Source organism: Streptomyces sp. NPDC048197 (assembly GCF_043202395.1).
GTDB classification, from domain to species: Bacteria; Actinomycetota; Actinomycetes; order Streptomycetales; family Streptomycetaceae; genus Streptomyces; species Streptomyces siderophoricus.
The window spans coordinates 527,664-551,938 of sequence record NZ_JBIDAJ010000001.1 but is presented as its reverse complement, the minus strand read 5'-3'; the positions used below and the strand labels follow the sequence as shown (position 1 = coordinate 551,938).

General features: G+C 70.8%; 22 protein-coding genes and 2 tRNA genes. 12 read left to right on the top strand and 12 right to left on the bottom strand.

Annotated elements, in window-relative coordinates; all coding sequences use genetic code 11:
• Positions 1–219 precede the first annotated feature (219 nt).
• Positions 220–870 carry an FMN-dependent NADH-azoreductase gene (locus tag ACGF4C_RS02485; protein WP_201805580.1) on the top strand — a complete coding sequence of 217 codons (651 nt, stop codon included), beginning with the start codon at positions 220–222 and terminating at the stop codon, positions 868–870.
• Between the two features lie 215 nt (positions 871–1,085).
• Here ACGF4C_RS02485 and ACGF4C_RS02480 read toward each other — a convergent pair whose 3' ends face one another.
• Entirely contained in the window at positions 1,086–2,405 is a 1,320-nt protein-coding gene (locus ACGF4C_RS02480) for an MFS transporter (protein ID WP_393562600.1), read from the bottom strand.
• 105 nt (positions 2,406–2,510) lie between these two features.
• Between ACGF4C_RS02480 and ACGF4C_RS02475 the strand changes: the two genes are divergently transcribed.
• Positions 2,511–3,416: a LysR family transcriptional regulator gene (locus tag ACGF4C_RS02475; RefSeq protein ID WP_393562599.1), complete on the top strand. Its 906-nt coding sequence runs from the start codon at positions 2,511–2,513 to the stop codon at positions 3,414–3,416.
• Positions 3,417–3,636: 220 nt separating this feature from the next.
• Here ACGF4C_RS02475 and ACGF4C_RS02470 read toward each other — a convergent pair.
• A tRNA-Leu gene (locus ACGF4C_RS02470) sits at positions 3,637–3,720 on the bottom strand.
• Between the two features lie 656 nt (positions 3,721–4,376).
• Between ACGF4C_RS02470 and ACGF4C_RS02465 the strand changes: the two genes are divergently transcribed.
• The 6 genes from ACGF4C_RS02465 (at position 4,377) to pknB (ending at position 12,459) form a co-directional block, all read left to right on the top strand.
• Positions 4,377–5,210, top strand: coding sequence for a DUF3662 and FHA domain-containing protein (locus ACGF4C_RS02465; RefSeq protein WP_030412307.1), 834 nt, complete (start codon positions 4,377–4,379; stop codon positions 5,208–5,210).
• A 10-nt stretch (positions 5,211–5,220) separates the two neighbouring features.
• The gene (locus ACGF4C_RS02460; RefSeq protein ID WP_030798432.1) at positions 5,221–5,754 is read left to right on the top strand and encodes an FHA domain-containing protein; all 534 of its coding nucleotides are present in this window, start codon (positions 5,221–5,223) and stop codon (positions 5,752–5,754) included.
• A gap of 132 nt (positions 5,755–5,886) precedes the next feature.
• Positions 5,887–7,440: a PP2C family protein-serine/threonine phosphatase gene (locus tag ACGF4C_RS02455; protein ID WP_393562597.1), complete on the top strand. Its 1,554-nt coding sequence runs from the start codon at positions 5,887–5,889 to the stop codon at positions 7,438–7,440.
• A 22-nt stretch (positions 7,441–7,462) separates the two neighbouring features.
• On the top strand, positions 7,463–8,860 hold the full coding sequence (locus ACGF4C_RS02450; protein ID WP_030412304.1) for an FtsW/RodA/SpoVE family cell cycle protein: 1,398 nt from the start codon (positions 7,463–7,465) through the stop codon (positions 8,858–8,860).
• On the top strand, positions 8,857–10,326 hold the full coding sequence (locus ACGF4C_RS02445) for a peptidoglycan D,D-transpeptidase FtsI family protein (RefSeq protein ID WP_393562594.1): 1,470 nt from the start codon (positions 8,857–8,859) through the stop codon (positions 10,324–10,326). The genes ACGF4C_RS02450 and ACGF4C_RS02445 overlap by 4 nt, the downstream gene beginning before the upstream one ends.
• Before the next feature lie 147 nt (positions 10,327–10,473).
• Entirely contained in the window at positions 10,474–12,459 is a 1,986-nt protein-coding gene (gene pknB, locus ACGF4C_RS02440) for a Stk1 family PASTA domain-containing Ser/Thr kinase (RefSeq protein WP_393562592.1), read from the top strand.
• A 103-nt stretch (positions 12,460–12,562) separates the two neighbouring features.
• Here pknB and ACGF4C_RS02435 read toward each other — a convergent pair whose 3' ends face one another.
• The 6 genes from ACGF4C_RS02435 to ACGF4C_RS02410 all read right to left on the bottom strand — a co-directional run bounded on the left by ACGF4C_RS02435 (position 12,563) and on the right by ACGF4C_RS02410 (position 17,245).
• Positions 12,563–13,306: a class E sortase gene (locus ACGF4C_RS02435; protein ID WP_393562590.1), complete on the bottom strand. Its 744-nt coding sequence runs from the start codon at positions 13,304–13,306 to the stop codon at positions 12,563–12,565.
• Positions 13,307–13,328: 22 nt separating this feature from the next.
• Positions 13,329–14,828 (bottom strand): class E sortase, encoded by a 1,500-nt coding sequence (locus tag ACGF4C_RS02430; protein WP_393562588.1) that lies wholly within the window; start codon positions 14,826–14,828, stop codon positions 13,329–13,331.
• Positions 14,825–15,463: an aminodeoxychorismate/anthranilate synthase component II gene (locus tag ACGF4C_RS02425; protein ID WP_030412299.1), complete on the bottom strand. Its 639-nt coding sequence runs from the start codon at positions 15,461–15,463 to the stop codon at positions 14,825–14,827. Before ACGF4C_RS02425 ends, ACGF4C_RS02430 begins: the two co-directional genes overlap by 4 nt.
• Positions 15,463–15,636, bottom strand: coding sequence for a hypothetical protein (locus ACGF4C_RS02420; RefSeq protein ID WP_030412298.1), 174 nt, complete (start codon positions 15,634–15,636; stop codon positions 15,463–15,465). Before ACGF4C_RS02420 ends, ACGF4C_RS02425 begins: the two co-directional genes overlap by 1 nt.
• Before the next feature lie 81 nt (positions 15,637–15,717).
• On the bottom strand, positions 15,718–16,440 hold the full coding sequence (locus tag ACGF4C_RS02415; RefSeq protein ID WP_393562586.1) for a class E sortase: 723 nt from the start codon (positions 16,438–16,440) through the stop codon (positions 15,718–15,720).
• A gap of 34 nt (positions 16,441–16,474) precedes the next feature.
• Positions 16,475–17,245: a DUF881 domain-containing protein gene (locus ACGF4C_RS02410; protein ID WP_362137755.1), complete on the bottom strand. Its 771-nt coding sequence runs from the start codon at positions 17,243–17,245 to the stop codon at positions 16,475–16,477.
• Between the two features lie 121 nt (positions 17,246–17,366).
• Here ACGF4C_RS02410 and crgA point away from each other — a divergent pair, with 121 nt between their 5' ends.
• Positions 17,367–17,621, top strand: a complete 255-nt coding sequence (crgA, locus tag ACGF4C_RS02405) for a cell division protein CrgA (RefSeq protein ID WP_393562583.1) — start codon at positions 17,367–17,369, stop codon at positions 17,619–17,621.
• Positions 17,622–17,856: 235 nt separating this feature from the next.
• Here the strand turns inward: crgA and ACGF4C_RS02400 are convergent, their stop codons facing one another.
• Together ACGF4C_RS02400 and ACGF4C_RS02395 are read right to left on the bottom strand one after the other, a co-directional pair.
• On the bottom strand, positions 17,857–18,774 hold the full coding sequence (locus tag ACGF4C_RS02400; RefSeq protein WP_393562581.1) for a rhomboid family intramembrane serine protease: 918 nt from the start codon (positions 18,772–18,774) through the stop codon (positions 17,857–17,859).
• Between the two features lie 189 nt (positions 18,775–18,963).
• On the bottom strand, positions 18,964–19,491 hold the full coding sequence (locus ACGF4C_RS02395; RefSeq protein WP_030412293.1) for a peptidylprolyl isomerase: 528 nt from the start codon (positions 19,489–19,491) through the stop codon (positions 18,964–18,966).
• Positions 19,492–19,792: 301 nt separating this feature from the next.
• Between ACGF4C_RS02395 and ACGF4C_RS02390 the strand changes: the two genes are divergently transcribed.
• Entirely contained in the window at positions 19,793–20,518 is a 726-nt protein-coding gene (locus tag ACGF4C_RS02390; RefSeq protein ID WP_393562579.1) for a DUF5324 family protein, read from the top strand.
• A gap of 184 nt (positions 20,519–20,702) precedes the next feature.
• On the opposite strand, the gene ACGF4C_RS02385 is transcribed toward ACGF4C_RS02390, so the two are convergent.
• Positions 20,703–20,775: transfer RNA gene (locus ACGF4C_RS02385), tRNA-Ala, on the bottom strand.
• 127 nt (positions 20,776–20,902) lie between these two features.
• Here ACGF4C_RS02385 and ACGF4C_RS02380 point away from each other — a divergent pair.
• Both ACGF4C_RS02380 and ACGF4C_RS02375 read left to right on the top strand, forming a co-directional pair.
• Positions 20,903–21,451 (top strand): helix-turn-helix domain-containing protein, encoded by a 549-nt coding sequence (locus tag ACGF4C_RS02380; protein WP_393562577.1) that lies wholly within the window; start codon positions 20,903–20,905, stop codon positions 21,449–21,451.
• 41 nt (positions 21,452–21,492) lie between these two features.
• Positions 21,493–22,902, top strand: a complete 1,410-nt coding sequence (locus ACGF4C_RS02375) for a serine/threonine-protein kinase (protein WP_393562576.1) — start codon at positions 21,493–21,495, stop codon at positions 22,900–22,902.
• A 29-nt stretch (positions 22,903–22,931) separates the two neighbouring features.
• Here the strand turns inward: ACGF4C_RS02375 and ACGF4C_RS02370 are convergent, their stop codons facing one another.
• On the bottom strand, positions 22,932–24,269 hold the full coding sequence (locus ACGF4C_RS02370; RefSeq protein WP_393562574.1) for a hypothetical protein: 1,338 nt from the start codon (positions 24,267–24,269) through the stop codon (positions 22,932–22,934).
• Positions 24,270–24,275 lie beyond the last annotated feature (6 nt).

Sequence of the window (24,275 nt, the reverse complement as noted above, 5' to 3'; positions counted from 1 at the left end):
CCAGGGGCAGCACCGCAGGGCCCGCTGATCCCTGGGGCGCTGAACAGGGGCCAGCCCCTGGTGAGGCCACTGGCAAGCCCCCGCTGAACCTGAACGCGCTGAACCCGCTGAACCTGCTGAAGCCCCGCTGTCCCGCCCGGCCCCTACCGGACGGCACCCACCGGACGGCACCCGCTGGACAGCACCGACCAGACGGCACCAACCGAAGGAACGATTCCCATGGCCACGCTTCTGCTCATCGACTCGTCCGTCTCCCCCGAGGGCGTCTCCGCCTCCCGCTCGGTCACCGCGACCTTCCGCAAGACCTGGGAGGAGCAGCACCCCGAAGGCACCGTCATCCACCGCGACCTGGCCGCCGACCCGCTGCCGCACCTCGACGGCGTCGCCGCCTCCGCCGCGTTCTCCGACCCGGCCTCCCACACCCCCGAGCAGCAGGCCGCGTTCGCCGTGCGGGTCAAGCTCGCCGAGGAGCTGGAGCAGGCCGACGCGGTCGTCATCGCCGCGCCGATGTACAACTTCACGATCCCCTCCACGCTCAAGGCGTGGCTCGACCAGGTGATCATCATGGGCCGTACCGCGGGTGAGGCGCCGTCCGCCAAGGGGACGCCCGTCACGGTCGTCGCCAGCCGTGGCGGCTCGTACGCGCCGGGCACGCCCCGTGAGGGCATGGAGTACGTGCAGAACTACCTGGAGGCCGTGCTGGGCGGCGGCATGGGGCTGGACGTCGATTTCATCGTCCCCGAGCTGACCATGGCACCCGTCAACCCGGCGATGGCCGACCTGGTGCCGCTGTACGAAACCTCCCGCGACAAGGCCCACGAGGACGCCGCGGCCAAGGCCAAGGCCCTCGTCGCACGCCTCGCCGCCTGAGAACGGGAGCCGGGCCCGAACCTCGGGCCCAGGCCGCCAGAACCCCTGAACGGACCACCCAGCCGCGGGTTCCGGGCAAGCCGCAGAGCCCGGAACCCGCGGCGGGGGCTCGCCAACGAACCTCCCCGACGAACGAGAGCCCCCACGCCCCTACGCCCCCGTACGCCCCGCCCCTCTCCCACTCCGGCCCCTTCACCGCCCCTTTCTTGCCCCCTTCACGGCCCCTCCTCCGGCCCCTTCCCCACCCCCGCCGTCACCAGCGCCCCTGCCGCCAGTGCGCCGCCCAGCCACATCACGCCGGTCGGCCCCCAACTGTCCGCGGCCCGGCCGCCCAGGAAGGCGCCCAGGGCGATGGCCCCGTTGAACACCGCCACGAACAGCGCGGAGGCGGCCTCCCGCGCCCCCGGTGCGGCCGCCATCAGCCACGTCTGGGTACTGACCGAGACACCCCCGTAGGACAGGCCCCATACGGCCAACAAACCCCCCACGGCCATCAGGGCCGCCGGCCCGGCCACCTCGGCGCCCCGCCCCAGCAGCGGCACCAGCAGGACCGTTCCGGCGAGCACCCCGCAGATCACCACCAGCGTCGCGCGCGGGGACCGCGCCGCCCCGGCCCCTGCCCCGAAGTTCCCGGCCAGACCGGCGAGGCCGAAGGCCAGCAGCAGGGTGCTGATCTGCCCCGGCTGCACACCGGCCACGTCCTCCAGCACCGGGCGCACATACGTGTACGCCGCGAAATGGCCCGTCACCAGGAGCGTCACCAGCATCAGTCCGGTCCGTACGGGCGCACCGCGCAGCAGGCCGAGCACCCCGGCGAGGCGGACCGCGGCGGTCTCCGGAAGCGGCGGCAGCAGGACGACCAGCGCGAGCGCCACCACCGCGCACACCGCGGCCATCCCCACGAACGCCGCACGCCAGCCGCCCAGTTCGCCCAGGGACGTACCGGCCGGGACCCCCAGCACGGAGGCCGCCGCGACCCCGCTGAAGACCAGGGACGTGGCCGCCGCGACGCGGTGCGCGGGCACCAGCCGCACCGCGAGCCCCGCCGCAATCGCCCACACCCCGCCCATCCCCAAGCCCACCAGCACCCGGGCCACCAGCAGCACCCCGATGTTCGGGGCGTACGCGGCAAGCAGGTTCGCCGCCGTCAGCGTGGCCATCAGGGCGGCCAGCACCGCCCGCCGGTCCCGCCGCCCCACCAGCAGCGTCAGCACCGGCGCGGCCACCGCGGCCACCAGGCCGGTCACGGTCAGCGTCAGCCCCGCCGTACCGTCCGAGACCCGCAGCTCCCGGCCGATCGGGCTCAGCAGCCCGACGGGCAGCATCTCGGACGTGACGACGGTGAAGGTCGCCGCCGCCAGCGCCGCCACCGCCGGCCAGCCCCCACCCCGCCCGGCGGCCCACCTGACGCCCAACTCGCCACCCTCACCCGTGAGTTGCCGCTCACCGCCCGCCGCCTTCACGGGCTGCCCCACAGCCACCCCCACGTCCGCCGTCCCCGACCTCACCGCCGGGCCGTCCTCACTGTTCGTCATGCCCCCAGCCAAAGCGCGCGGCCCCCAGGGAACAACGGCCAACCCCTCACCCTTCTATGAGCAGGCCTCATCGATCCCCATCGATCCCAAGAGTGGGTACACCTCATGACCGCTGCCCCCGGCCTCGAACTCCGCGAGCTGGAGTGCTTCCTCGTGCTGGCCGAGGAACTGCACTTCGGGCGCACCGGCGAGCGGCTGTACGTCTCGCAGAGCCGCGTCAGCCAGCTGCTGCGTTCCCTGGAGTCACGGATCGGCGCCCGCCTCGTCGACCGCACCAGCCGACGGGTCCGGCTGACCCCGCTCGGCGAGGAGTTCCGTATGTCGCTGCGCCCGGCGTACGACGCCCTGCGCGCCACCGTGGAGCGTGCCCGCAGTGCCGCCCGGGGCGTCGAAGGGCGGCTGACGATCGGGTTCCAGGGGACCGCGGACGACCGGATCATGCGGGCCATCGACACCTTCCAGAGCCGTCACCCCGGTTGCGCCACCGAAATCGTCGAGATCCCCCTGTGCGACCCCTTCGGCGCGCTGCGCAGCGGAGCCGTCGACGTCGCCGTGACGCTGCTGCCCATGGCCGAGCCGGACCTCGCCCTCGGCCCGGTCTTCGCCGCCCAGCAGCAGACCCTCGCGGTGTCCGTACGGCATCCCCTGGCGTCCCGGACCGCGATCGGCGCCGAGGAGCTCGCCGGCGTCCCGCTGATCTCCCCCGCCGATCCGGCTCCGCCCTACTGGCGCGCGGCCCACGCCCCGGCCACCACGCCCCAGGGCCGCCCCGTACCTGCCGGGCCGCGGATCAGCACTCTCCAGGAGGGCCTCACCCTCACCGCGGCCGGACGCGGGGCGATGCTGCTGTGCCGCCCGACCGCGGACTACCACGGCCGGCGCGATCTCGCCTTCGTCCCCGTGACCGGGCTCCCCGACTCGGTCCTGGGCCTGGTCCACCACCCCGCCCGCGAGACGGCCCGGATCCGCGCCTTCCGCACGGCCGTGGCGGACTCACTACGGCACCCCTGACGAACCCACGATCCCTACGACCCCCTGCGGAACCACCACGAACCGCTGACAGTCGTGACGCAGCCCACACAAGCAGCGCCCGGCCCGCGCCGAACCCTCACCCGGCCCCCATCCCCACCGAGAAGGTGACCGAGGCAACAATGTGAGGAAGGCAACGTGCACAAGCACAACGAAAGACCCCCGGTCGCCGGATTTCTCCGGAGACCGGGGGTCTCATCTGTGCGCGAGGGGGGAGTTGAACCCCCACGCCCTTTCGGGCACTGGAACCTGAATCCAGCGCGTCTGCCTATTCCGCCACCCGCGCATGGGTGCTGCCGGTTGATTCTCTCACGCGATCCGGGTTGTTCTGTCCGGGTCTTGTGCGAGCGCCTGCCGACATCCAGAACATTAGCACGCTGGCTGGGGTGGGTTCACACGCCTTTCCCCGGGGCCCCTCCCCGTCCGGGTCTCCTGGAGCCCGGGCGGGGCCTCCGGCCCGTGCAGCGCCGTACAAGGCCGTAGAAGGGCGTGCGGTGCCCTGGGGACGACGGACGGAACCATGAAGCGACGGACGGAACCACGAGGTGACGTGACGTGCGGCACCGCGAGGTGACATCGAGGTGACATGCAGCACCGCAAAGGGGACGTGCGGGGCGGTGTGGTGACGGACCGAACCGCGAGGTGGCGTGCGGAGGCACGGGACGGGCAGGGTGTCCGGGGCCCCGCCCGACTGCGGCCCCCGGCCGCCCGGAGTGGTCGGCGGTTGCGGGACACTGTCATCGGGGCACATCTACGATCGCAGTGCACGAGCAGCGGGCAAGGAGCGGACAGGCACCGGGCAACCCTGTGAGAGGCGACACTCGTCCTCAAGGCGGGAAAGGGGAACCAGCCGATTTCCCAAGGCGTGGATACGATCAGTAAGCAGTATCAGGACCACCCGATCAGGACGACACCGACGAAGACTGAGGAAGGAGGTGCCCCGTGGGAGTACTGAAGCGTTTCGAGCAGCGTCTCGAAGGTCTCGTCAACGGCACCTTCGCCAAGGTGTTCAAGTCCGAGGTGCAGCCCGTCGAGATCGCCGGTGCGCTGCAGCGCGAGTGCGACAACAACGCCACCATCTGGAACCGCGACCGCACGGTCGTCCCCAATGACTTCATCGTCGAACTGAGCGCCCCCGACTACGAGCGGCTGAGCCCGTACAGCGGGCAGCTCGGCGACGAGCTGTCGAGCATGGTCCGCGACTACGCGAAGCAGCAGCGCTACACCTTCATGGGGTCGATCAAGGTCCACCTGGAGAAGGCCGACGATCTCGACACCGGCCTGTACCGCGTGCGCAGCCGCACCCTCGCCTCCAGCACGTCCCAGGACCACCCGGGCCAAGCGGCCGCCCAGCGCGCCTCGGCGATCCCGCAGGGCCCGCGGCCCGGCGCCGGCCACGTGAGTCCGCCCCCCATGCCTTCGTCCCCGCCCCCCGGCGGCGCACAGCCCGTACCCCGTACGGCACCGCCCGGTGCAGGACCGCAGCCGCACGCGCAGACCCGGCGCTGGATCGAGATCAACGGCACCCGCCACCAGATCTCGCGCCCCACGCTCGTGCTGGGCCGCAGCACCGACGCTGACGTACGGATCGACGACCCGGGTGTCTCCCGGCGTCACTGTGAGATCCGGGTCGGAACGCCCCCCACGATCCAGGATCTGGGTTCTACCAACGGCATCGTGGTAGACGGGCAGCACACCACCCGCGCTAGTCTCCGCGACGGCTCGCGGATCGTCGTGGGCAGTACCACCATCGTTTACCGGCAAGCCGAAGGGTGAAGCGGGGGCAATGTCAGAGCTGACCCTCACGGTCATGCGGTTGGGTTTCCTCGCCGTACTGTGGCTGTTCGTCATCGTGGCCGTTCAGGTCATCCGCAGCGATCTGTTCGGCACCCGCGTGACCCAGCGCGGGGCCGCCCGGCGCGGCGGGCAGGAAGCCCGTACGCAGCGCCAGGCCGCGCCCCCGCAGCAGCAGCAACAACAGCGCCGCCAGGAAGGCGGCCGCGGCGGCAACCGCCAGCGCCGCGGAGCGCCCACGAAGCTCGTGGTCTCCGAGGGGTCGCTGACCGGCACCACCGTCGCCCTCCAAGGCCAGACGATCTCCCTGGGCCGTGCGCACGACTCCACGATCGTGCTGGACGACGACTACGCGTCCAGCAGGCATGCCAGGATCTACCCGGACCGTGACGGCCAGTGGATCGTCGAGGACCTCGGTTCCACCAACGGCACGTACCTGGACCGGACCCGACTGACGACCCCGACACCGATTCCGCTGGGAGCCCCGATCCGCATCGGCAAGACCGTCATCGAGCTGCGGAAGTAGTACGACAATGAGCGAGCGGAGCGAGCGAGCCGCGGCGGTCCACTCGGCGGACCCTGGCGTGCTCCCGACCGGAGGGTGGGCTGTGTGGCCAGGCGAGACCGGCTGTACCCCGAGCCGACGGGTGAGGTGCGCATGAGTCTGTCACTGCGCTTCGCCGCCGGATCGCACAAGGGCATGATCCGCGAGGGCAACGAGGACTCCGGTTACGCCGGGCCGCGGCTGCTCGCCATCGCGGACGGCATGGGCGGCCAGGCCGCCGGTGAGGTCGCCTCCTCCGAGGTGATCTCCACGCTCGTCCAGCTCGACGACGACGTCCCCGGGTCGGACATCCTGACCTCGCTCGGCAGTGCCGTGCAGCGCGCCAACGAGCAGCTGCGGGTGATGGTCGAGGAGGACCCCCAGCTCGAGGGCATGGGGACGACGCTGACCGCGCTCCTGTGGACCGGCCAGCGGCTCGGCCTGGTGCACGTCGGCGACTCCCGCGCGTATCTGCTGCGGGACGGTGTGCTGACCCAGATCACCCAGGACCACACCTGGGTGCAGCGGCTGGTCGACGAGGGCCGGATCACCGAGGAGGAGGCCACCACCCATCCGCAGCGGTCGCTGCTGATGCGGGCGCTGGGCAGCGGTGATCACGTCGAGCCCGATCTGTCGATCCGCGAGGTGCGGGCCGGCGACCGCTATCTGATCTGCTCGGACGGGCTGTCCGGCGTCGTCAGCCACCAGACGCTGGAAGAGACGCTGGCCGGCTACCACGGGCCGCACGAGACGGTGCAGGAGCTGATCCAGCTCGCGCTGCGCGGCGGCGGCCCGGACAACATCACGTGCATCGTCGCCGACGTCCTGGACGTGGACGGCAACGACACGATGGCCGGGCAGCTCAACGACACCCCGGTGATCGTCGGTGCCGTCGCGGAGAACCAGAACCAGCTCAACGACCCCAGCACGCTCCAGACGCCGGCCGCCCGCGCCGCCGAGCTCGGCCGCCCGGGCGGGCAGCCGTCCGCGCCCGGTGGTGCCTTCGGGCCGCCCGGGAGCGGCGACCCGGAGGTCGGCGGTCCGCCGCAGGGCTCCTTCGGCGCGTTCATGGACGAGGACTTCGTCAAGCCCAAGCGCGGGCGGTGGCTCAAGCGGTCACTGTTCGGCGTGCTGGCGCTGGCCGTCGTCGGCGGCGGGCTCTACGCGGGCTACCGCTGGACGCAGACCCAGTACTTCGTCGGCGCCAAGGACGACCACGTGGCGCTGTACCGCGGCATCAGCCAGGACCTCGCCTGGTTCAAGCTCAATGCCGTGGACGAGGACCACCCCGAGATCGAACTCAAGTACCTGCCGCTGTACCAGCGCAACCAGGTCAAGCAGACGATCGCGGTCGACAGCCGCATGCAGGGCGGCGACAAGGTCACCGAGCTGAGCAAGCAGGCCAACGCCTGCCGCAGCAAGGAGCAGCGGGAGGCCGCCGAGCGCGAAGCGGCGCGCAACAAGGGCAAGGGCCAGGCGGGGACACCCGCCAAGCCCGGTTCCAAGCCCGGCACGCCGACCAAGCCCGGTACGCCGACCACCAAGCCCGGCACCGGTACGGCGGGGGCGCTGTCGGCGCCCGCGTCCGCGACTCCCACACCCACTCCCAGCCAGGCCCCCTCCGAGGAGCAGCAGAAGCTGGAAAAGAATTGCAGCACCCAGCAGTAGGGCGTAGGGGGCCGTACATCTCATGAGCAGTACCACCAACACCACCACCATCGGCACGATCGGAGCCCCGAGCCGCCGCAACACCGAGCTGGCGATGCTCGTCTTCGCCGTGCTGATCCCGGTGTTCGCGTACATCAACGTCGGGCTGGCCAAGGAAGAGGCCGTGCCCGCCGGCGTGCTCGGCTACACACTGGGTCTCGGCCTGCTGGCCGGTGTCGCCCACCTCGTCGTGCGCAAGTGGGCGCCGTACGCGGACCCGCTGATGCTGCCGATCGCGACGCTCCTGAACGGTCTGGGCCTGGTGTTCATCTGGCGCCTGGACCAGGAGCCGCAGATCAGCACCCCGCAGCTGGGCGGTGCGATGGCGCCGGGGCAGCTGATGTGGTCGACGCTGGGTGTCGCGCTCTTCCTCGGCGTGCTGATCTTCCTGAAGGACCACCGCGTCCTGCAGCGCTACACCTACATCTCGATGGTGGTGGCGCTGGTGCTGCTGATCGCGCCGATCTTCTTCCCGGCCCGTTTCGGCGCGCGCATCTGGATCACCATCCCCGGTGTCGGTTCGCTGCAGCCGGGTGAGTTCGCCAAGATCATCATCGCGATCTTCTTCGCGGGCTACCTGATGGTGAAGCGGGACGCGCTGGCGCTGGCCAGCCGCCGCTTCATGGGCCTGTACCTCCCGCGCGGCCGCGACCTCGGCCCGATCCTCGTCATCTGGGCGCTCAGCCTGATGATCCTGGTCTTCGAGACGGACCTGGGTACCTCGCTGCTGTTCTTCGGCCTCTTCGTGATCATGCTGTACGTGGCCACCGAGCGGACCAGCTGGATCGTCTTCGGTCTGCTGCTCAGCGCGGGCGGCGCGGTCGCGGTGGCCACGTTCGAGTCCCACGTCCAGGTGCGTGTCCACAATTGGCTGAACCCGCTGGAGCTGCTCAACGGCGGTGTCACCGAGACCGCGCAGGCGATGTACTCCTTCGGCTCCGGCGGCATCCTCGGCTCGGGCCTGGGCCAGGGCTACTCCCGGCTCATCGGCGGTATCGCCCCCAAGAGCGACTACATCCTCGCCACGGTCGGCGAGGAGATCGGCCTGGCCGGCCTGATGGCGATCCTGCTGCTCTACGGTCTGCTGATCGAGCGCGGTATCCGTACGGCGCTGGCCGCCCGCGACCCCTTCGGCAAGCTGCTGTCGATCGGCCTGTCCGGCGCCTTCGCCCTGCAGGTCTTCGTCGTCGCCGGCGGTGTGACCGGCCTCATCCCGCTCACCGGTATGACGATGCCGTTCCTGGCCCAGGGTGGTTCCTCCGTCATCGCCAACTGGGCGCTGGTGGCCATCCTGCTGCGCATCAGCGACACCGCGCGCCGCCCGGCACCGACCCCCGCACCGTCCACCGACGCCGAGATGACCCAGGTGGTCCGCCCGTGAACAAGCCCCTGCGCCGGGTCGCGATCTTCTGCGGCCTGCTCGTCCTCGCCCTGCTGGTCCGTGTCAACTGGGTGCAGTTCGTCAAGGGCGACGAACTCAAGAACGACTCGCACAACCGCCGGGTCGCGATCGAGCGCTACAGCACGCCGCGCGGCAACATCATCGTGGACGGCAAGGCGGTCACCGGCTCGACGACCACCGACAGCGGTGACTTCAAGTACAAGCGCACGTACAAGAACGGCAAGATGTGGGCGCCGGTCACCGGCTACGCCTCGCAGGCGTTCGACGCCAACCAGCTGGAGAAGCTCAACGACGGCATCCTCACCGGCACCGACGACCGGCTCTTCTTCAGCCGCACGGTGGACATGTTCACCGGCAGCAAGCAGAAGGGCGGCAACGTGGTGACCACGCTGGACGCCAAGGCCCAGAAGGCCGCCTTCGACGGGCTCGGGAACAGCAAGGGCGCGGTCGCCGCGATCAACCCGGAGACCGGCGCGATCCTGGCGCTGGCCAGCACCCCCTCGTACGACCCGTCCACCTTCGCCGGGATGAGCGACAAGGACGCCAAGGCGTACAACGGGCTGCAGAAGAAGAACAACCCCGACGAGCCGATGCTCAACCGGGCGCTGCGCCAGACCTACCCGCCGGGCTCCACCTTCAAGGTCGTCACGGCCTCGGCGGCGCTGGAGAACGGGCTCTACACCGACGTCGATGCCGACACCCGCTCGCCCCTTCCGTACACGCTGCCCGACACGTCGGGCATCGAGCTGAAGAACGAGGGCAGCATCCCGTGTGAGAACGCCAGCCTGCGGCAGGCGCTGCGGTACTCCTGCAACACCGTCTTCGGCAAGATCAGCGCGGACCTCGGCAACAAGAAGATGAAGGCCGAGGCGGAGAAGTTCGGGTTCAACAACGCCAAGATCGACACCCCGGTCCGGGCCGCGGAGAGCATCTTCCCGACGGACAACCGGCCGCAGAACGCGATGGCGGGCATCGGCCAGGCATCCAACCGGGCCACCCCGCTGCAGATGGCCATGGTCGCCTCGGCGGTCGCCAACGGCGGCAAGCTGATGAAGCCGTACATGGTCGAGAGCCTGGTCGCGCCGAACCTCAACGTGGTGCAGCAGCACACGCCGCAGGAGATGAGCCGGCCGCTGAGCCCGGAGAACGCCCAGAAGGTCCAGAGCATCATGGAGACCGTGGTCAAGGAGGGCACGGGAACCAACGCGCAGATCCCGAACGTCACAGTCGGGGGTAAGACGGGTACCGCCCAGCACGGCGAGAACAACAAGGACAACCCGTACGCCTGGTTCATCTCCTACGCCAAGACCGACAAGGGCACCCCCGTCGCGGTCGCCGTGGTCATTGAGGGATCCGACACCCTGCGCAGCGACATCGCGGGTGGAAAGCTCGCCGCTCCGATCGCCAAGCGCGTCATGGAAGCGGTGCTCGAAGGCGAGAAGTGACCCGGGCCATGCCAATACCGGTCGCATATCAGGTTGCGGCTCCGGCCCGGTCCGGTAGGGCGTGCCGGGTACGGTAGCCCGGACAGCACACCGCCGGACCACACACACGGGTGCGGTCGGGACTGACGGAGAGGGCTGGAGAAGCTTATGGAAGAGCCGCGTCGCCTCGGCGGCCGGTACGAGCTGGGCTCGGTGCTCGGCCGCGGTGGCATGGCCGAGGTGTACCTCGCGCATGACACCCGCCTGGGCCGCACCGTGGCTGTGAAGACGCTGCGGGTGGACCTCGCCCGTGACCCGTCCTTCCAGGCCCGGTTCCGCCGTGAGGCCCAGTCGGCCGCCTCGCTGAACCATCCGTCGATCGTCGCGGTCTACGACACCGGCGAGGACTACGTCGACGGTGTCTCGATCCCGTACATCGTCATGGAGTACGTCGACGGATCGACGCTGCGTGAGCTGCTGCACTCCGGAAGAAAGCTGCTGCCCGAGCGCTCGCTGGAGATGACCATCGGCGTCCTGCAGGCGCTGGAGTACTCCCACCGGGCCGGGATCGTCCACCGCGACATCAAGCCGGCCAACGTCATGCTGACCCGCACCGGTCAGGTCAAGGTCATGGACTTCGGCATCGCCCGCGCGATGGGCGACGCCGGCATGACGATGACGCAGACCGCGGCGGTCATCGGCACCGCGCAGTACCTCTCGCCGGAGCAGGCCAAGGGCGAGCAGGTCGACGCCCGCTCCGACCTGTACTCCACCGGCTGTCTGCTGTACGAGCTGCTGACCGTGCGGCCGCCGTTCGTCGGTGACTCGCCGGTCGCGGTGGCGTACCAGCACGTCCGCGAGGAGCCGCAGAAGCCGAGCAACTTCGACCCCGAGATCACGCCGGAGATGGACGCGATCGTCCTGAAGGCGCTGGTCAAGGACCCGGACTACCGCTACCAGTCGGCGGACGAGATGCGCGCCGACATCGAGGCGGCGCTGGAGGGCCAGCCGGTCGCGGCGACCTCGGCGATGGGCGCGGCCGGTTACGACCAGGACCAGCCCACGACGATGCTGCGGGCGCAGGACCCGGCGGGCCAGACCACGATGCTCCCGCCGATGAACCCGGACGACGGCGGCTACGGCTACGACGAGCGGACCGACCGGCGCCGCGGCGGCGGCCAGAAGAAGAGCAACGTCTCGACGATCCTGCTGGTCCTGGCCGCGGTGCTGGTCCTGGTCGGCGCGATCTTCATCGGCAAGGCGATGTTCACCGGCAACAAGCAGGACGGCAAGTTCCCCGCCCCGAACCTTGTCGGCCGGACGCTGAGGGAAGCCAAGCAGTCCGGGGTGAACAGCTCCTTCACGGTCGAATCGGCCGGCCGCAAGCCCTGCACCAACGTCAAGAAGAACCAGGTCACCTCCCAGTCCCCGGAGGCCAACACCCAGATCGCCAAGAACGACACGATCACGGTGACGATCTGCTCCGGGGCGGCCAAGGTGCCGGTCCCTGACGTCAAGAGCCTGAAGGTCGAGGAAGCCGAGAGGGAGCTCCACAACAAGGGCTTCGACAACATCAAGCGGGTCGATGAGGAGTCCGACCGTACGGCGGGCACCGTCATCAGGCAGAACCCCGACGGCGGGAGCAAGGCGACCAAGGACACCGAGATCACCCTCACCGTCGCCAAGGAGATCCAGAAGACCAGCGTCCCGGACGTCAAGGGCCAGGACGCGGCGGCGGCCGAGAAGCAGCTGAAGGATCTGGGCTTCAACGTCACCAAGACCGAGCAGGACGCCCCCGACCCGAGCCAGGTCGGCAAGGTGTTGGACCAGAGCCCGGCGGGCAACACCCCGGCCAAGAGCGGCTCCACGGTCAACCTGGTGATCGGCAAGGCGGCCGCGCAGACGCCGGTGCCGGAGGTGCGGACCCAGAAGCTGAAGGACGCGAAGAAGGCGCTGCAGCAGGCCGGCTTCACGAACATCCAGATCAACGGGCCGCAGGACGACAACGCCCGGGTGGTCAACCAGGACCCCGCGGGGAACACCCCGTCCGACCCGAAGTCGACCACCGTGACGCTGACCACCATCGGTGGCGGTGGCGGTGACAACGGCGGCGACAACGGCGGCGGATTCATAGGCGGACCGTTCGGCGGCTGACAGCCGCACAGCACGACGAGGAAGCCCCGGCAGCCCGTGGAGGGCGTCGGGGCTTCGTCGTGTGCCGGGTGGGCGGTACGGGGCCATGGCGGGCCCTGTGCGGCTAGCGCAGTTCCTTCGGCACAGTGCGGTCCGCGTCGACCTTTTCCGTGCGCTCCAGCTCGCCCCAGACGATGTAGCGGTAGGTCGAGGTGTAGACGGGGGTGCAGGTCGTGAGGGTGATGTAGCGGCCGGCCTGGTGCTTGCCGGACTCCTTGGGGACCTTGTTGAGGACGTCGACGTTGTACTTCGAGGTCTCGGGCAGGACCGCGAAGACCTTGTAGATGAACCAGGTGTCCTTGGTCTCGAAGACGACCGGGTCGCCGTCCTTGAGCTTGTCGATGTTGTGGAACTTCGCGCCGTGGCCGTCGCGGTGCGCGGCAAGCGTGAAGTTGCCCCTCTTGTCCTGCGGCAGCGCCGACTTGACCGGCTTGGTGTAATAGCCGGCCACGCCCTCGTTGAGGACCTCGGTGCTGGTGCCCTTCTTGACCAGCACCTCGCCGTTGTCCATCGCGGGGACGTGCAGGAAGCCGATGCCGTCCTTGGTGTCCAGTGCCCCGGGCCCCTTGGGGCCGCTGCTGGCCCAGTGCCGGCGCACCTGGTCGCTCTGCTGGTGCGCCTCGCGGTCGGCGAGGACGTTGGTCCACCACCGCGAGTACGCGACGAACAGGCCCAGGATCAGGCCGGTGGTGATCAGCAGCTCACCGATGACGCTGACGACGGACGCGATGGTCCGGCGCACCCGGCGCGGTGGCGAGGGCGGCGGCGCGGACCGGTCGCTCTCTTCGTCGGTTCCGGTTGCAGTCACCGCGTAGCACCCCTCTTGTTTTCTAGCCGCCGAGCGCTGCCGGTTTGCCCTTGCTCCGCGGCCGCTCGTCGACCATCTTGCCCCAGACGATCAACCGAAAGGTACTGGTGAATTCCGGGGTGCAGGTCGTCAGGGTGATGTAGCGGCCGGGCTTGGTGAAGCCCGAACCGGGCGGTACGGGCGTGATCACGCTGGTATTGCTGGGTGAGGTCTGCGGGAGCACGCTCTCCATCTCGTACGTGTAGTACGCGGCCTTCGTCTCGACGATGACCTTGTCGCCCTTGACGAGCCGGTTGATGTAGCGGAACGGCTCGCCGTGGGTGTTGCGGTGGGCAGCGACCGCGAAGTTGCCCTTCTTGTCCCACGGCATCGCGGTCTTGATCCCGCTGCTCTTGTCGTAGTGACCGACCATGCCGTGGTCCAGCACGGAGTGCTTGTCGGTGCCCTCCGCTATCGGTGCCTTCACATCGAGCTTCGGGATGTACATGATCCCGAAGCGCTCGCCGACGGCGAGGTTCTTCTTCTCCGCGCCGCCCTTGTTCCACTCGTGCTCGAGGTTGGTGGCGGCACCGCCGGCTTCCTCCTCGGCCCGCACATTCGTCCACCACAGCTGGTAGGTGACGAACAGCAGCATCAGCACGCCGAGGGTGATGAAGGCCTCGCCCAGGGCGCGGCTGGCGATCAGGCTGGGGCTGTCCTTCGCGGCGCGGGCGGCCTGGCGGGCCTCCACACGGGAGAGGGGGCGCGCCGGCTCGGAGGCCGTGGCAGCGGCCGCGGGGGCAACGCCGCTGTGACGGGCGCGCCGGCCGCCTTTCCTGGCGGCCTCCTGAGCGGCCTTACGGCGGGCCGCGCGACCGCCGGGCACGGGTGTCTCTGCCGCGGCCGACCCGGACGCCGTGGTCGTGGTTTCACGTGAAACACCGGCTCCTGTTTCACGTGAATCGGCATCGGTTTCACGTGAAACGGCGCCCCGGCCGGCCGGTCCGGCCTTTTCCGCCTGGCGCAGGGCCATGGTCTCGTCGTCCCGCCGCGGCATCGCGGCGGGCGCAGGCACGGCGGGAGCGGCCGGGGCGGGCACGGGCGCCGCCGGGGGCGCGGCTGCGGTCTGCGGCCCGGGTATCGGTTCGGGCGCGGTGGGAGCGGGGCCGCGGGACCGGGTGCGGGGGCCGTACGCCTGACCGTAGGCGGCGGGGTCCGGGCCGTAGGACCGCGGCGTAGCGGGGTCGGGCCGGGCCGGGGCCGGGGGCGGTGGCTCCTGGTGGGGGCGGAACCAGGGCGAGGACGGCCCCTCGTCGGCCGGTGGGGCCGCATGGCGCCGCCGCCGGCCGGTGCCGGGCGGCGGCGCGTCCTGGCCCGGCAGGGGGTCGTTCAGCGGGTCGCTGAGCCGGCCCACCGCCGCCTCGAACGCATCGGGCTGCCCGAGCGGGTCCGGGGGCCCGTACGGGTCCTGCGGCGCGTACGGCTCTTCCGGCCCGTGCGGCTCGAAGGATCTCCCTTCACGCTCGGGGCGTAGGTCGGTCACGCGCCGGCCTTGCCGACCACCGGGGCGAGCCCCGTCGAGCGCTCCACTGCTCCTGCGTCGCCGCATTCGACGAGCCAGTTGGCCAGCATCCGGTGCCCCCACTCCGTCAGCACCGACTCGGGGTGGAACTGCACGCCCTCCACCGGGAGTTGGCGGTGCCGCAGGCCCATGATGATGCCGTCGTGCGTGCGGGCCGTGACCTCCAGCGCGTCCGGGACGGTGGCGGGTTCGGCGGCCAGCGAGTGGTAGCGGGTCGCGGTGAACGGCGAGGGCAGTCCGGCGAAGACGCCCTTGCCGCCGTGCTCGACGAGGGAGGTCTTGCCGTGCAGCAGCTCGGGCGCCCGGTCCACCACCCCGCCGTAGGCCACCGCCATCGACTGCATGCCCAGGCAGACGCCGAAGACCGGGACACCGGTGTCCGCGCAGTGCCGGACCATGTCGACGCAGACGCCGGCCTGCTCGGGCGTACCGGGGCCGGGCGAGAGCAGGACGCCGTCGAAGCCGTCCTGGGCGTGCCGGGGGGCGACCTCGTCGTTGCGCAGCACCTCACACTCGGCACCGAGCTGGTAGAGGTACTGGACGAGGTTGAAGACGAAGCTGTCGTAGTTGTCGACGACGAGAATCCGTGCGGTCATCAGAGGGCAGCCATCCCTTCGTCGACAGTGACGTCATTGAAGGGCAGCAGCGGCTCCGCCCACGGAAAGACGTACTGGAAGAGTACGAAGACGACCGCCAGTACGAGCACCACGGAAATCAGCGCCTTGACCCATGTGTTGCCCGGCAGATGCCGCCAGATCCAGCCGTACATGCTGTCGCTGTCCCCTTGCCGATGCCGATGACGATGTCGATTGCGACACCAGAGTAAGGGGCGAGGGCGGGGGCGGGTGGGTCAGCCGGTCAAAGCCGACGGCCTTCCCTGGGCGACGGGTTGGGTGGCATCGAGGTGGGCCCAGGCGATCAGCCGGTGGCTGTGCCCCCACTCCGGTTCGCAGGTGGTCAGCGTGAGGTAGCGGCCCGGGCCGTTGAAGCCGGACTTCCGCGGCACCGGGTCGATCACGCCGATGTCGCCCGGCAGCGTCGTGTAGGGGCGGTTGTCGATGCGGTAGGTGAACCAGGTCGTGCCGTCGGACAGGACCACGGCGTCCCCGGGCCGCAGCTCGGGGAAGTCCTTGAAGGGGTCGCCGTACGTGCGGCGGTGGCCGGCGACGGCGAAGTTGCCGAGGTCGCCGAGGCGCGCGGTGCGGGCGTAGTGGCCGAGGCCGCGCTGGAGGGTGCCGGTCGCGGTGCCTTCCAGGACGGGCTTGGCCCAGTCGGCGCCGAAGCGCGGGACGTACATCACGGCGAAGGAGTCGCCCGACCGGTAACGGCGGGGCGGCGGGGCCGCGGTGGGGCTCTCACCGGGCGGCGGCGTGCGGTCGGGGGCGGCCGCCGCGCCGGACGACCACCGGTCGTGGAGCTTGCCGATCTCGCCGTCCATGGCGCTGTCGGCCCGTACGCCGGTCCAGAAGAGCAGGTAGACCACGAAGAGGACGATCAGTGCGCCGGCGGTGAGGCAGATCTCGCTGAGCGTCCGTACGACCCATCGCGCCGCCGTCCGGCTCCGCAGTGTCATCCGGCCCGCCCTCCCGCCGGCCCGCGGGCACGGCTTACGGCTTCACAGGCTGTGCGTGGTGGAGATCCACTGTGCCGGAGTAGCCGGGCAGAGTCACCGCCTCGCGCTGGTCGACTTTCCAGCCGAGGCCGTAGGCGTTGACGTACTGCAGGTAGTTCTGGATGGCGGGGGAAGCGGTCAGCGCGTTGTTGAGCGCCTCGCGGTCGCCGACCGCGGTGATCTTGTACGGCGGGGAGTAGACCCGCCCCTGGAGGATCAGGGTGTTGCCGACGCAGCGGACCGCGCTGGTGGAGATCAGCCGCTGGTCCATGACCTTGATGCCCTTGGCGCCGCCGTGCCACAGGGCGTTGACCACGGCCTGGAGGTCCTGCTGGTGGATGACCAGGTCGTTGGGCTGCGGCTCGGGGACGCCGGGGATCTTGGCGGTGGCGTTCGGCGGGGCGTCCATGAGCGTGACCGTCACGCCCTGCCCGGACACCGGCTTGGTGCCGGCGCTCTTCTCCAGAGCCCGGAGCTTGGCGTCCTCGGCGGCGGAGCTGCCGTTGTCACGCCGGGCGAGGGCGTCGACCTCCCCGCGCAGGGTGGCGTTGCGGTCGTCCTGGACGCCGTTCTTGTGGCTGCGTTCCTGGATGAGGTCGGAGAGGCGCAGCATGGAATCGTCGGAGCGCAGATTGGTGCCCCGCGCGGTGTCGAAGCTCAGCCAGAACAGCAGCCCGGCGAGGGCGAAGACCACGAGGGTCAGCAGCCGGACGGGCCGCAGACGGGCACGGCGGGGAAGGCCTGAGGGGTCGGCGGGATTGCTCAACGTACCCTTACTCCTTACGACGCCGCGGAAGCACTACGCTAACGGACGCCCGGGAAAGGAATCCGACCCCACCGCGTCCGCGCCCGGCGCACCCCGCAGCGCATCGACAGGAGAGTTCCTCGTGCCGAAGTCACGGATCCGCAAGAAGGACGATTTCACGCCGCCGCCGGCGAAGACCACCAACCTGAAGATGAACTCCGGTCGGGGCTGGGTGGCGCCTGTGATGCTGGCGATGTTCCTGATCGGTCTTGTGTGGATCGTGCTGTTCTACGTGTCCGAGGGCGATCTGCCGGTCGCGGCCATGGGCAACTGGAACATCGTCTGCGGTTTCGGCTTCATCGCGGTGGGCTTCGGCGTATCCACCCAGTGGAAGTAGCGCAAGCCCTGCCCAAGGCCATCCACACGGTTATCCACAGCCGGGGAAAACTTCAGAAGATCTGTGGATAACCCTCCGGCGGTTGACGCCGGTGTGATCGGCCGGGCCCTTCGCCCGGCCGCTCCCTCCCCGGTTCTTCCTGCGGAAACACAGGTCAGAGCGGTCCGGAAGCAGAGTTCCGCACAGCTTGCACAAGATCGGCCACGCACTGTGGACAACGTGTGGGAACGACCCCTCAGCCCAGCAGCTGGAGGGTCCGTACCCACACCACCGCGGCGATCGCCAGCACCGCCACCGCGCACGTCGCCACATGCACCGCGTTCCGCCGGTCACGCGGTGCGTGCACCATCCCGAACGCCACCGCGGCGCCCACGATCAGCCCGCCGACGTGCGCCTGCCATGCGATGTGCGGCCACAGGAACGTGAAGCCCAGGTTGAGGGCGAGCAGGATCAGCACCGGCTTCATGTCGTAATTGAGCCGGCGCATCAGCACCGCGGTCGCCCCCAGCAGGCCGAAGATCGCGCCGGACGCCCCCAGCGAGGGCTGGTTCTGGGCGGCGAGGAGGTACGACAGCGCGCTGCCGCCCAGACCGGAGAGCAGGTACAGCGCGGTGAACCGCAGCCGGCCGAGCGCCGCCTCCAGCGGCGGGCCCAGCCACCACAGCGAGAGCATGTTGAACGCGATGTGCGCGACCTGCTGGTGCAGGAACATCGCGGTCAGCAGGCGGTACCACTCGCCCGCGGCGACCCCGACGAGCTGGTAGCGGGTCGGGTCGGCAGCCAGGCCCAGCAGGTCGAGCCGGTCGGGCAGCGGGCTGGTCTGGCCGCCGGTTGCCAGCACGGCCACGAACACCGCGGCGTTCAGCCCCAGAAGGATCTTGGTGACCAGTCGCCGGTCGGCCGCGACCGCGCCGCCCGCGAGCGTGCGCGGGGCGGTCGCCCGCGGGGAGTGGCCGGTGCCGCTGCCGCCGCGTACGCAGTCCGGGCACTGGAACCCGACCGAGGCACTGACCATGCACTCGGGGCAGATCGGGCGGTCGCAGCGGGTACAGCGGATGCCGCTCGGGCGGTCCGGATGGCGGTAGCAGCCGGGCAGGCCGTCATCGCCCCGCGCGTCCTGCGGCTCCTGCGGGCTGCCTGGCACCTGGTCCATCGGTCCCCTCGTCCTCTTCCACATCCGCCGGGCGGCATCGAAACACACCGCCCCTCCCGCCCGTCGCCCGACCACCACCCCCGGACGGGCTGCGCGCCCCGCTTGATTTACGTCCAGGCGGGGCGCAATGGTTCCCCAGACGGCACCGGGGCGCAATGGTTCCCGGGCCGCGTCCGGGCGCACCGCGGGTCAGCGGGTCTCGACGACCACCGACTCGATCACCACGTCCTTGACCGGACGGTCGGTGCGCGGGTTGGTCTGGGTGGTGGCGATGGCGTCCACCACCTTCTTGCTCGCCTCGTTGCTGACCTCACCGAAGATGGTGTGCTTGCCGGTCAGCCAGGCGGTCGGGGAGACCGTGACGAAGAACTGGGAGCCGTTGGTGCCCGGGCCGGCGTTGGCCATGGCCAGCAGGTACGGCTTGTCGAAGGCCAGGTCGGGGTGGAACTCGTCGCCGAACTCGTAGCCCGGACCGCCGGTGCCGTTGCCCAGCGGGTCGCCGCCCTGGATCATGAAGCCGCTGATCACCCGGTGGAAGACGGTGCCGTCGTACAGCGGAGCGGTGGTCTTCTCCCCGGTCTCCGGGTTCGTCCACTCCCGCTCACCCTTGGCGAGCTCGACGAAGTTCTTGACCGTCTTGGGTGCGTGGTTCGGCAGGAGCCGAATCTCGATGTCGCCCTGGTTCGTCTTCAGGGTGGCGTACAGCTGCTCAGCCACGATCAACCTTCCATGAGTCTTTGCTGACGGGGCCCCCGATCCTCGCACGAAGTGCCCCTCCCGTCGCCGGACCACCACCTCTTACCGGGCTTCGCACTGATTTCGGGCGCGGCAGGCGGCAAAGCGTGGCATCGTCGTCCACAGAGCTCCGGAAGTGTCCGGTATTGACCCGTATGCCACCTCGCGCATGCCGTATGTCGCGCGAGCGGGCATGATCTTCCAACGGGTGGACAGGCGACATAGCAGACAAGGGGAACCGACCCCCCGAGCCCCCGGACACGCCACCGAGGAGGAGGATCCCGTGACCCGCAAGGACAGCGTGCGCACCGCGACCAGTTCGGCCAGGGACAGCGTGCGGCACGCCGCGGAGGCGGTGGCTCCGTATGCCGGTACGGCCAAGGACGCCGCCGTGCACTACGCGCACGAGGCCCGTACGCGCATGGCCCCCAAGGTGGCCGAGGCCGCCCACCAGGCCGCCCACCAGGCCCGTGTGCAGTACGACGCCCATCTGCATCCGCGTATCGAGCACGCCCGCGGCGCCCTGCCGCCCAAGGTGGACGCGGCGGCGAACCGGGCGGCGCGCCGGACCCGCAAGGCGGCCCGCCAGGCCGCCGACTACACCGCGCCCCGGCTGGAACACGCCGTGAGCAGTGCCCGCGCGGCGGCCGATCCGGTACGCGAGGAAGCCGTGGCCCGCGGTACCGCCGCGCTCGCCGCACTGCGCGGCCAGGTGACCGCCAAGGAGATCGCCAGGCTGCAGAAGAAGCACCGCCGCCGTGCCCGTCGGGGCAAGGCCGTCAAGCGCTTCGCGGTGCTGGGCATCCTGGCCGCCGGTGCGGTCGCCGCATGGAAGTGGTGGGACAAGCAGGCCAACCCGGACTGGCTGGTCGAGCCGCCGGCCCCCACCGAGGTCGGCGACCGCGGCCGGCTGAGCGCGGTCGACGGCAGCGAGGGCGCCGCGCTCGATCCGGAGGTCCAGGCCAAGCAGGAGGAGGCCGATGAGCGAGGCGGCGGCGGCACGGCCTGACGCCGGGCACCGCCGCAGCACACCGGGCCGCGTCCCCACCCCGTCCGCGGGGTGGCGGGCGCGGCCCGTTCGCCTGCCGGCGCCCGCGGCCCCGCACGCGGACAAGGTGATGGCCCGTCAGCCTCCCAGGGCAGCAAAAAGCCCTTCTGACCAGCGGTGACGCCGACCGGAAGGGCTTGGGGAGTGGAGCCTAGGGGAGTCGAACCCCTGACATCTGCCATGCAAAGACAGCGCTCTACCAACTGAGCTAAGGCCCCTTCGCGCACCAGGGTACCCGGTGTCCGGGCGCTTTCCCGACCGGGTATCGCCGCACACCGTCGCTCTCCGTAGGATGCTTCGCGAGATTCGCGGCAGCGAAGCGATCGGGGAGACAGGGGAGACGGTATGGACGCAGCACAGCAGGAAGCCACCGCGCGGGCCCGGGAGCTGCAGCGCAGTTGGTACGGGGAGCCTCTGGGCGCGCTGTTCCGCCGACTCATCGACGACCTCGGTCTCAACCAGGCCCGGCTCGCCGCCGTGCTCGGGCTCTCGGCCCCGATGCTCTCCCAGCTGATGAGCGGACAGCGGGCGAAGATAGGCAACCCGGCCGTGGTCCAGCGGGTCCAGGCGCTGCAGGAGCTGTCGGGCCAGGTCGCGGACGGCAGCGTCAGCGCCGCCGAGGCCACCGACCGCATGGACGAGATCAAGAAGACGGCCGGCGGCTCGGTGCTGAACAACACCACGCAGCAGACGTCGTCGACGGGGGCGACCACGGTCCGCCGGGTGGTCCGCGAGATCCAGTCGCTGCTGCGCTCGGTCTCCGACGCCGGGGACATCATCGATGCGGCGAACACTCTCGCCCCCACTCACCCCGAACTGGCAGAGTTCCTCCGGGTCTACGGTGCCGGTCGCACCGCGGACGCGGTCGCCCACTATGAGGCGCACCAGAGTTAGCCACAGGGGACTTCGCGGGTCCAAGAAGCGGACGGGGCGCAATGGGTGAGATCTTCGCCGGCCGGTACGAGCTGATCGACCCGATCGGGCGCGGCGGGGTGGGCGCGGTCTGGCGCGCCTGGGACCACCGGCGGCGGCGGTACGTGGCGGCGAAGGTGCTCCAGCAGAGCGATGCGCACACGCTGCTGCGCTTCGTCCGCGAACAGGCCATGCGGATCGACCATCCGCACGTGCTGGCCCCGGCGAGCTGGGCGGCGGACGACGACAAGGTGCTGTTCACCATGGACCTGGTGAGCGGCGGCTCGCTGGCCCATCTGACCGGCGATTACGGGCCCCTGCCGGCGCGGTTCGTGTGCACGCTGCTGGACCAGCTGCTGGCCGGGCTGACCGCTGTGCACGCGGAGGGCGTGGTGCACCGGGACATCAAGCCGGCGAACATCCTGCTGGAGGCCACCGGCACCGGCCGCCCGCATCTGCGGCTGTCGGACTTCGGCATCGCGATGCGCAAGGGCGAGCCCCGGCTCACCGAGGCCAACTACGTGGTGGGGACGCCCGGTTACTTCGCGCCGGAGCAACTGCTCGGCGCCGAACCGGACTTCCCCGGCGACCTGTTCGCCGTCGGGCTGGTCGCGATCTACCTGCTCACCGGCGTCAAACCGGATCCCGAGGCGCTGATCGGGCACTTCGCCGACGGGATCCCGAGCGCGCCCGAGGGCGTACCCGAGCCGCTGTGGCAGGTGCTGGCGTCCCTGGTGCACCCGAACCCGGACGCCCGGTTCAAGACGGCCACGGGGGCGCGCAAGGCGATCCTGTCGGTGGTCGAGCTGCTGCCGGAGGCGACGGTCGAGGACGAGATCGTCGAGGTCTTCGACCACATCGGGCCGCTCCCGGCCGGGTTCGGACCGGACGGGCCACTGACGACCGGCGGGCCGGACGAGCCCACGCAGGACGGCGGGCCCGCGGCGGCCGGCACCGGGACGGCCGGTTCCGCGACGGCCGGTGCCGGGGCGGCCAGTGCCGGGACTGCTGGGCGCGGCTCCGTCACCGACCCCGGGACGGCCGGTTCCGCGACGGCCGGGCGTGGCTCCCCCATCGGCACCGACAGCTTCCCGCTCGCCCCGCCGGAGCCGCGCACCCCGCCGGAGCCGTCCACCCCGCCGACGCCCGCTCCCCTGCCCCAGCCGGTCCCCGCGGTGCCCCCGCCGCCTCCGGTGCCGGCGTACGAACCCACCGCCGCGGTCCGCCCCGAGGCGGCCGCCACCCGTCCCTACACGGCGGGCCCGCACCCGGTCCCCGGGCGGCCGCCGGCCGGTATGCCGGTCGCCGCTCCGGCCGTGGCGCCGCCCGCCCCGTACCGCAAGCCGGGACCGCCCCCGAAGGTCGCGGTCCCGGTGCTGATCGTGGCGCTGCTGTGCATCGCGGTCGGCGTCTGGGCGCTGCTCACTGCCTGAGCCTCGCCCCGCCCGCCGGCCGCCCCGGCCTACCGGCCCCCCGGTGGCCCGAACCGCCGGCCCTCCGGCGTCCGTCGGGCCGGCGGCCCGGCCGCCGCGGACCGCCGGGCCACCAGCGTCCACGCCCCGAGCCCGGTCAGCAGCACCACGCCCGTGCCGATCCCGGCGTACGCGACCGTCATCAGGGTGCCGCTCCGCGCCGAGTCCTCCGTGGCGGTGCGGCCGTTCCGCGCCGCCTCCCGGTCGTCGGGGGTGACGGAGAAGTCCTTGCTGGGGGAGGCGTACGTGGGGCCCGGCTTGGGGCTCTGGCGGACGTCCACCCGGAGCGTGAGGTCGGCGCCCTTGGCGAAGTACGGGGCGGTGTTGGGGTTGAGGCTCACTTCCAGGTAGTACCAGCCGGCGAAGCGCATCGCGCTGACCGCGTCGGTCGGGTTGAAGCGGTTGCCGTAATCAACGGGTGCGGTGAACTTCTTCGCGGCGGCCCCGTTGTCGTACGCGACGAAACTGTCGTTGCCGACCGCACCACGGGCCGGGTTGTAGACGCTCAGCCCGAGCGCGTTGGCGAGGAAACGCGGTTTTCCGGTGGTCGAGTTGGGCAGCTCCGCGCTGAGGTTGAGCCGCTGGCCCCAGTCCACCGGAACGCGGTAGAAGCGGGTCTCGCCCGGCTCGATGTGGTCCTTCCACACCCCGGTGGCGACCGAGCCCGCGTCGTTGAAGCTGGTGCCGCCCTTGGCCCGGCGCTTGGTGGCGTCGGTACGCGCAGGGGGCGTGGCGGTGGACCAGGAGCCCGGCTCCGGGCGGGCGGGGGCACTGCCCTTGATCGCAGGCTCCTGCAGGTAATCCAGCTCGACCGGCCAGGCGTCGGGCCCTGAGGTCTGCGATCCCTCCCGGGTGAGGACGACGAAGTACGGTCCGGGCTCCTGGCACTGGGTGCGGTCGCTGCCGATCCGGCGGGTGGCGTAGTCGGCGATCGGATAGGCCATTCCGCCGCCGTGGAAGGACGGTGTCGCATCCGTGCTGCAGGGCTGGCCGCTGCTGTCCTGGACGCTGACGGTGAACTGGTCCTTGTAGTCCTCGATCTTGGTGCCAGGCCGGGGCGCGGCCACCACCGAGAAGTAGGCGTTGGTCGTGGCGTCGAGGGTGACCGCGTAGTACTTCTGCTGTCCGCGCCGGAGGGAGTCGGTGTGCAGCCCGGGCTTGAGCGCGGGGGCGTCCGCGCGGCTGGCGGTGCCCTTGACCGCCGTGGCGTCGTCCGCCACCCGGTAGCCGGGCAGGGTCGTGGCCGAGGCCACGCCCACCGTCCCGGGAAGTACGGCCACCCCGACCAGCGCCGTCAGCGCCGCGACCGCCCGTCCGCCATGTTTCACGTGAAA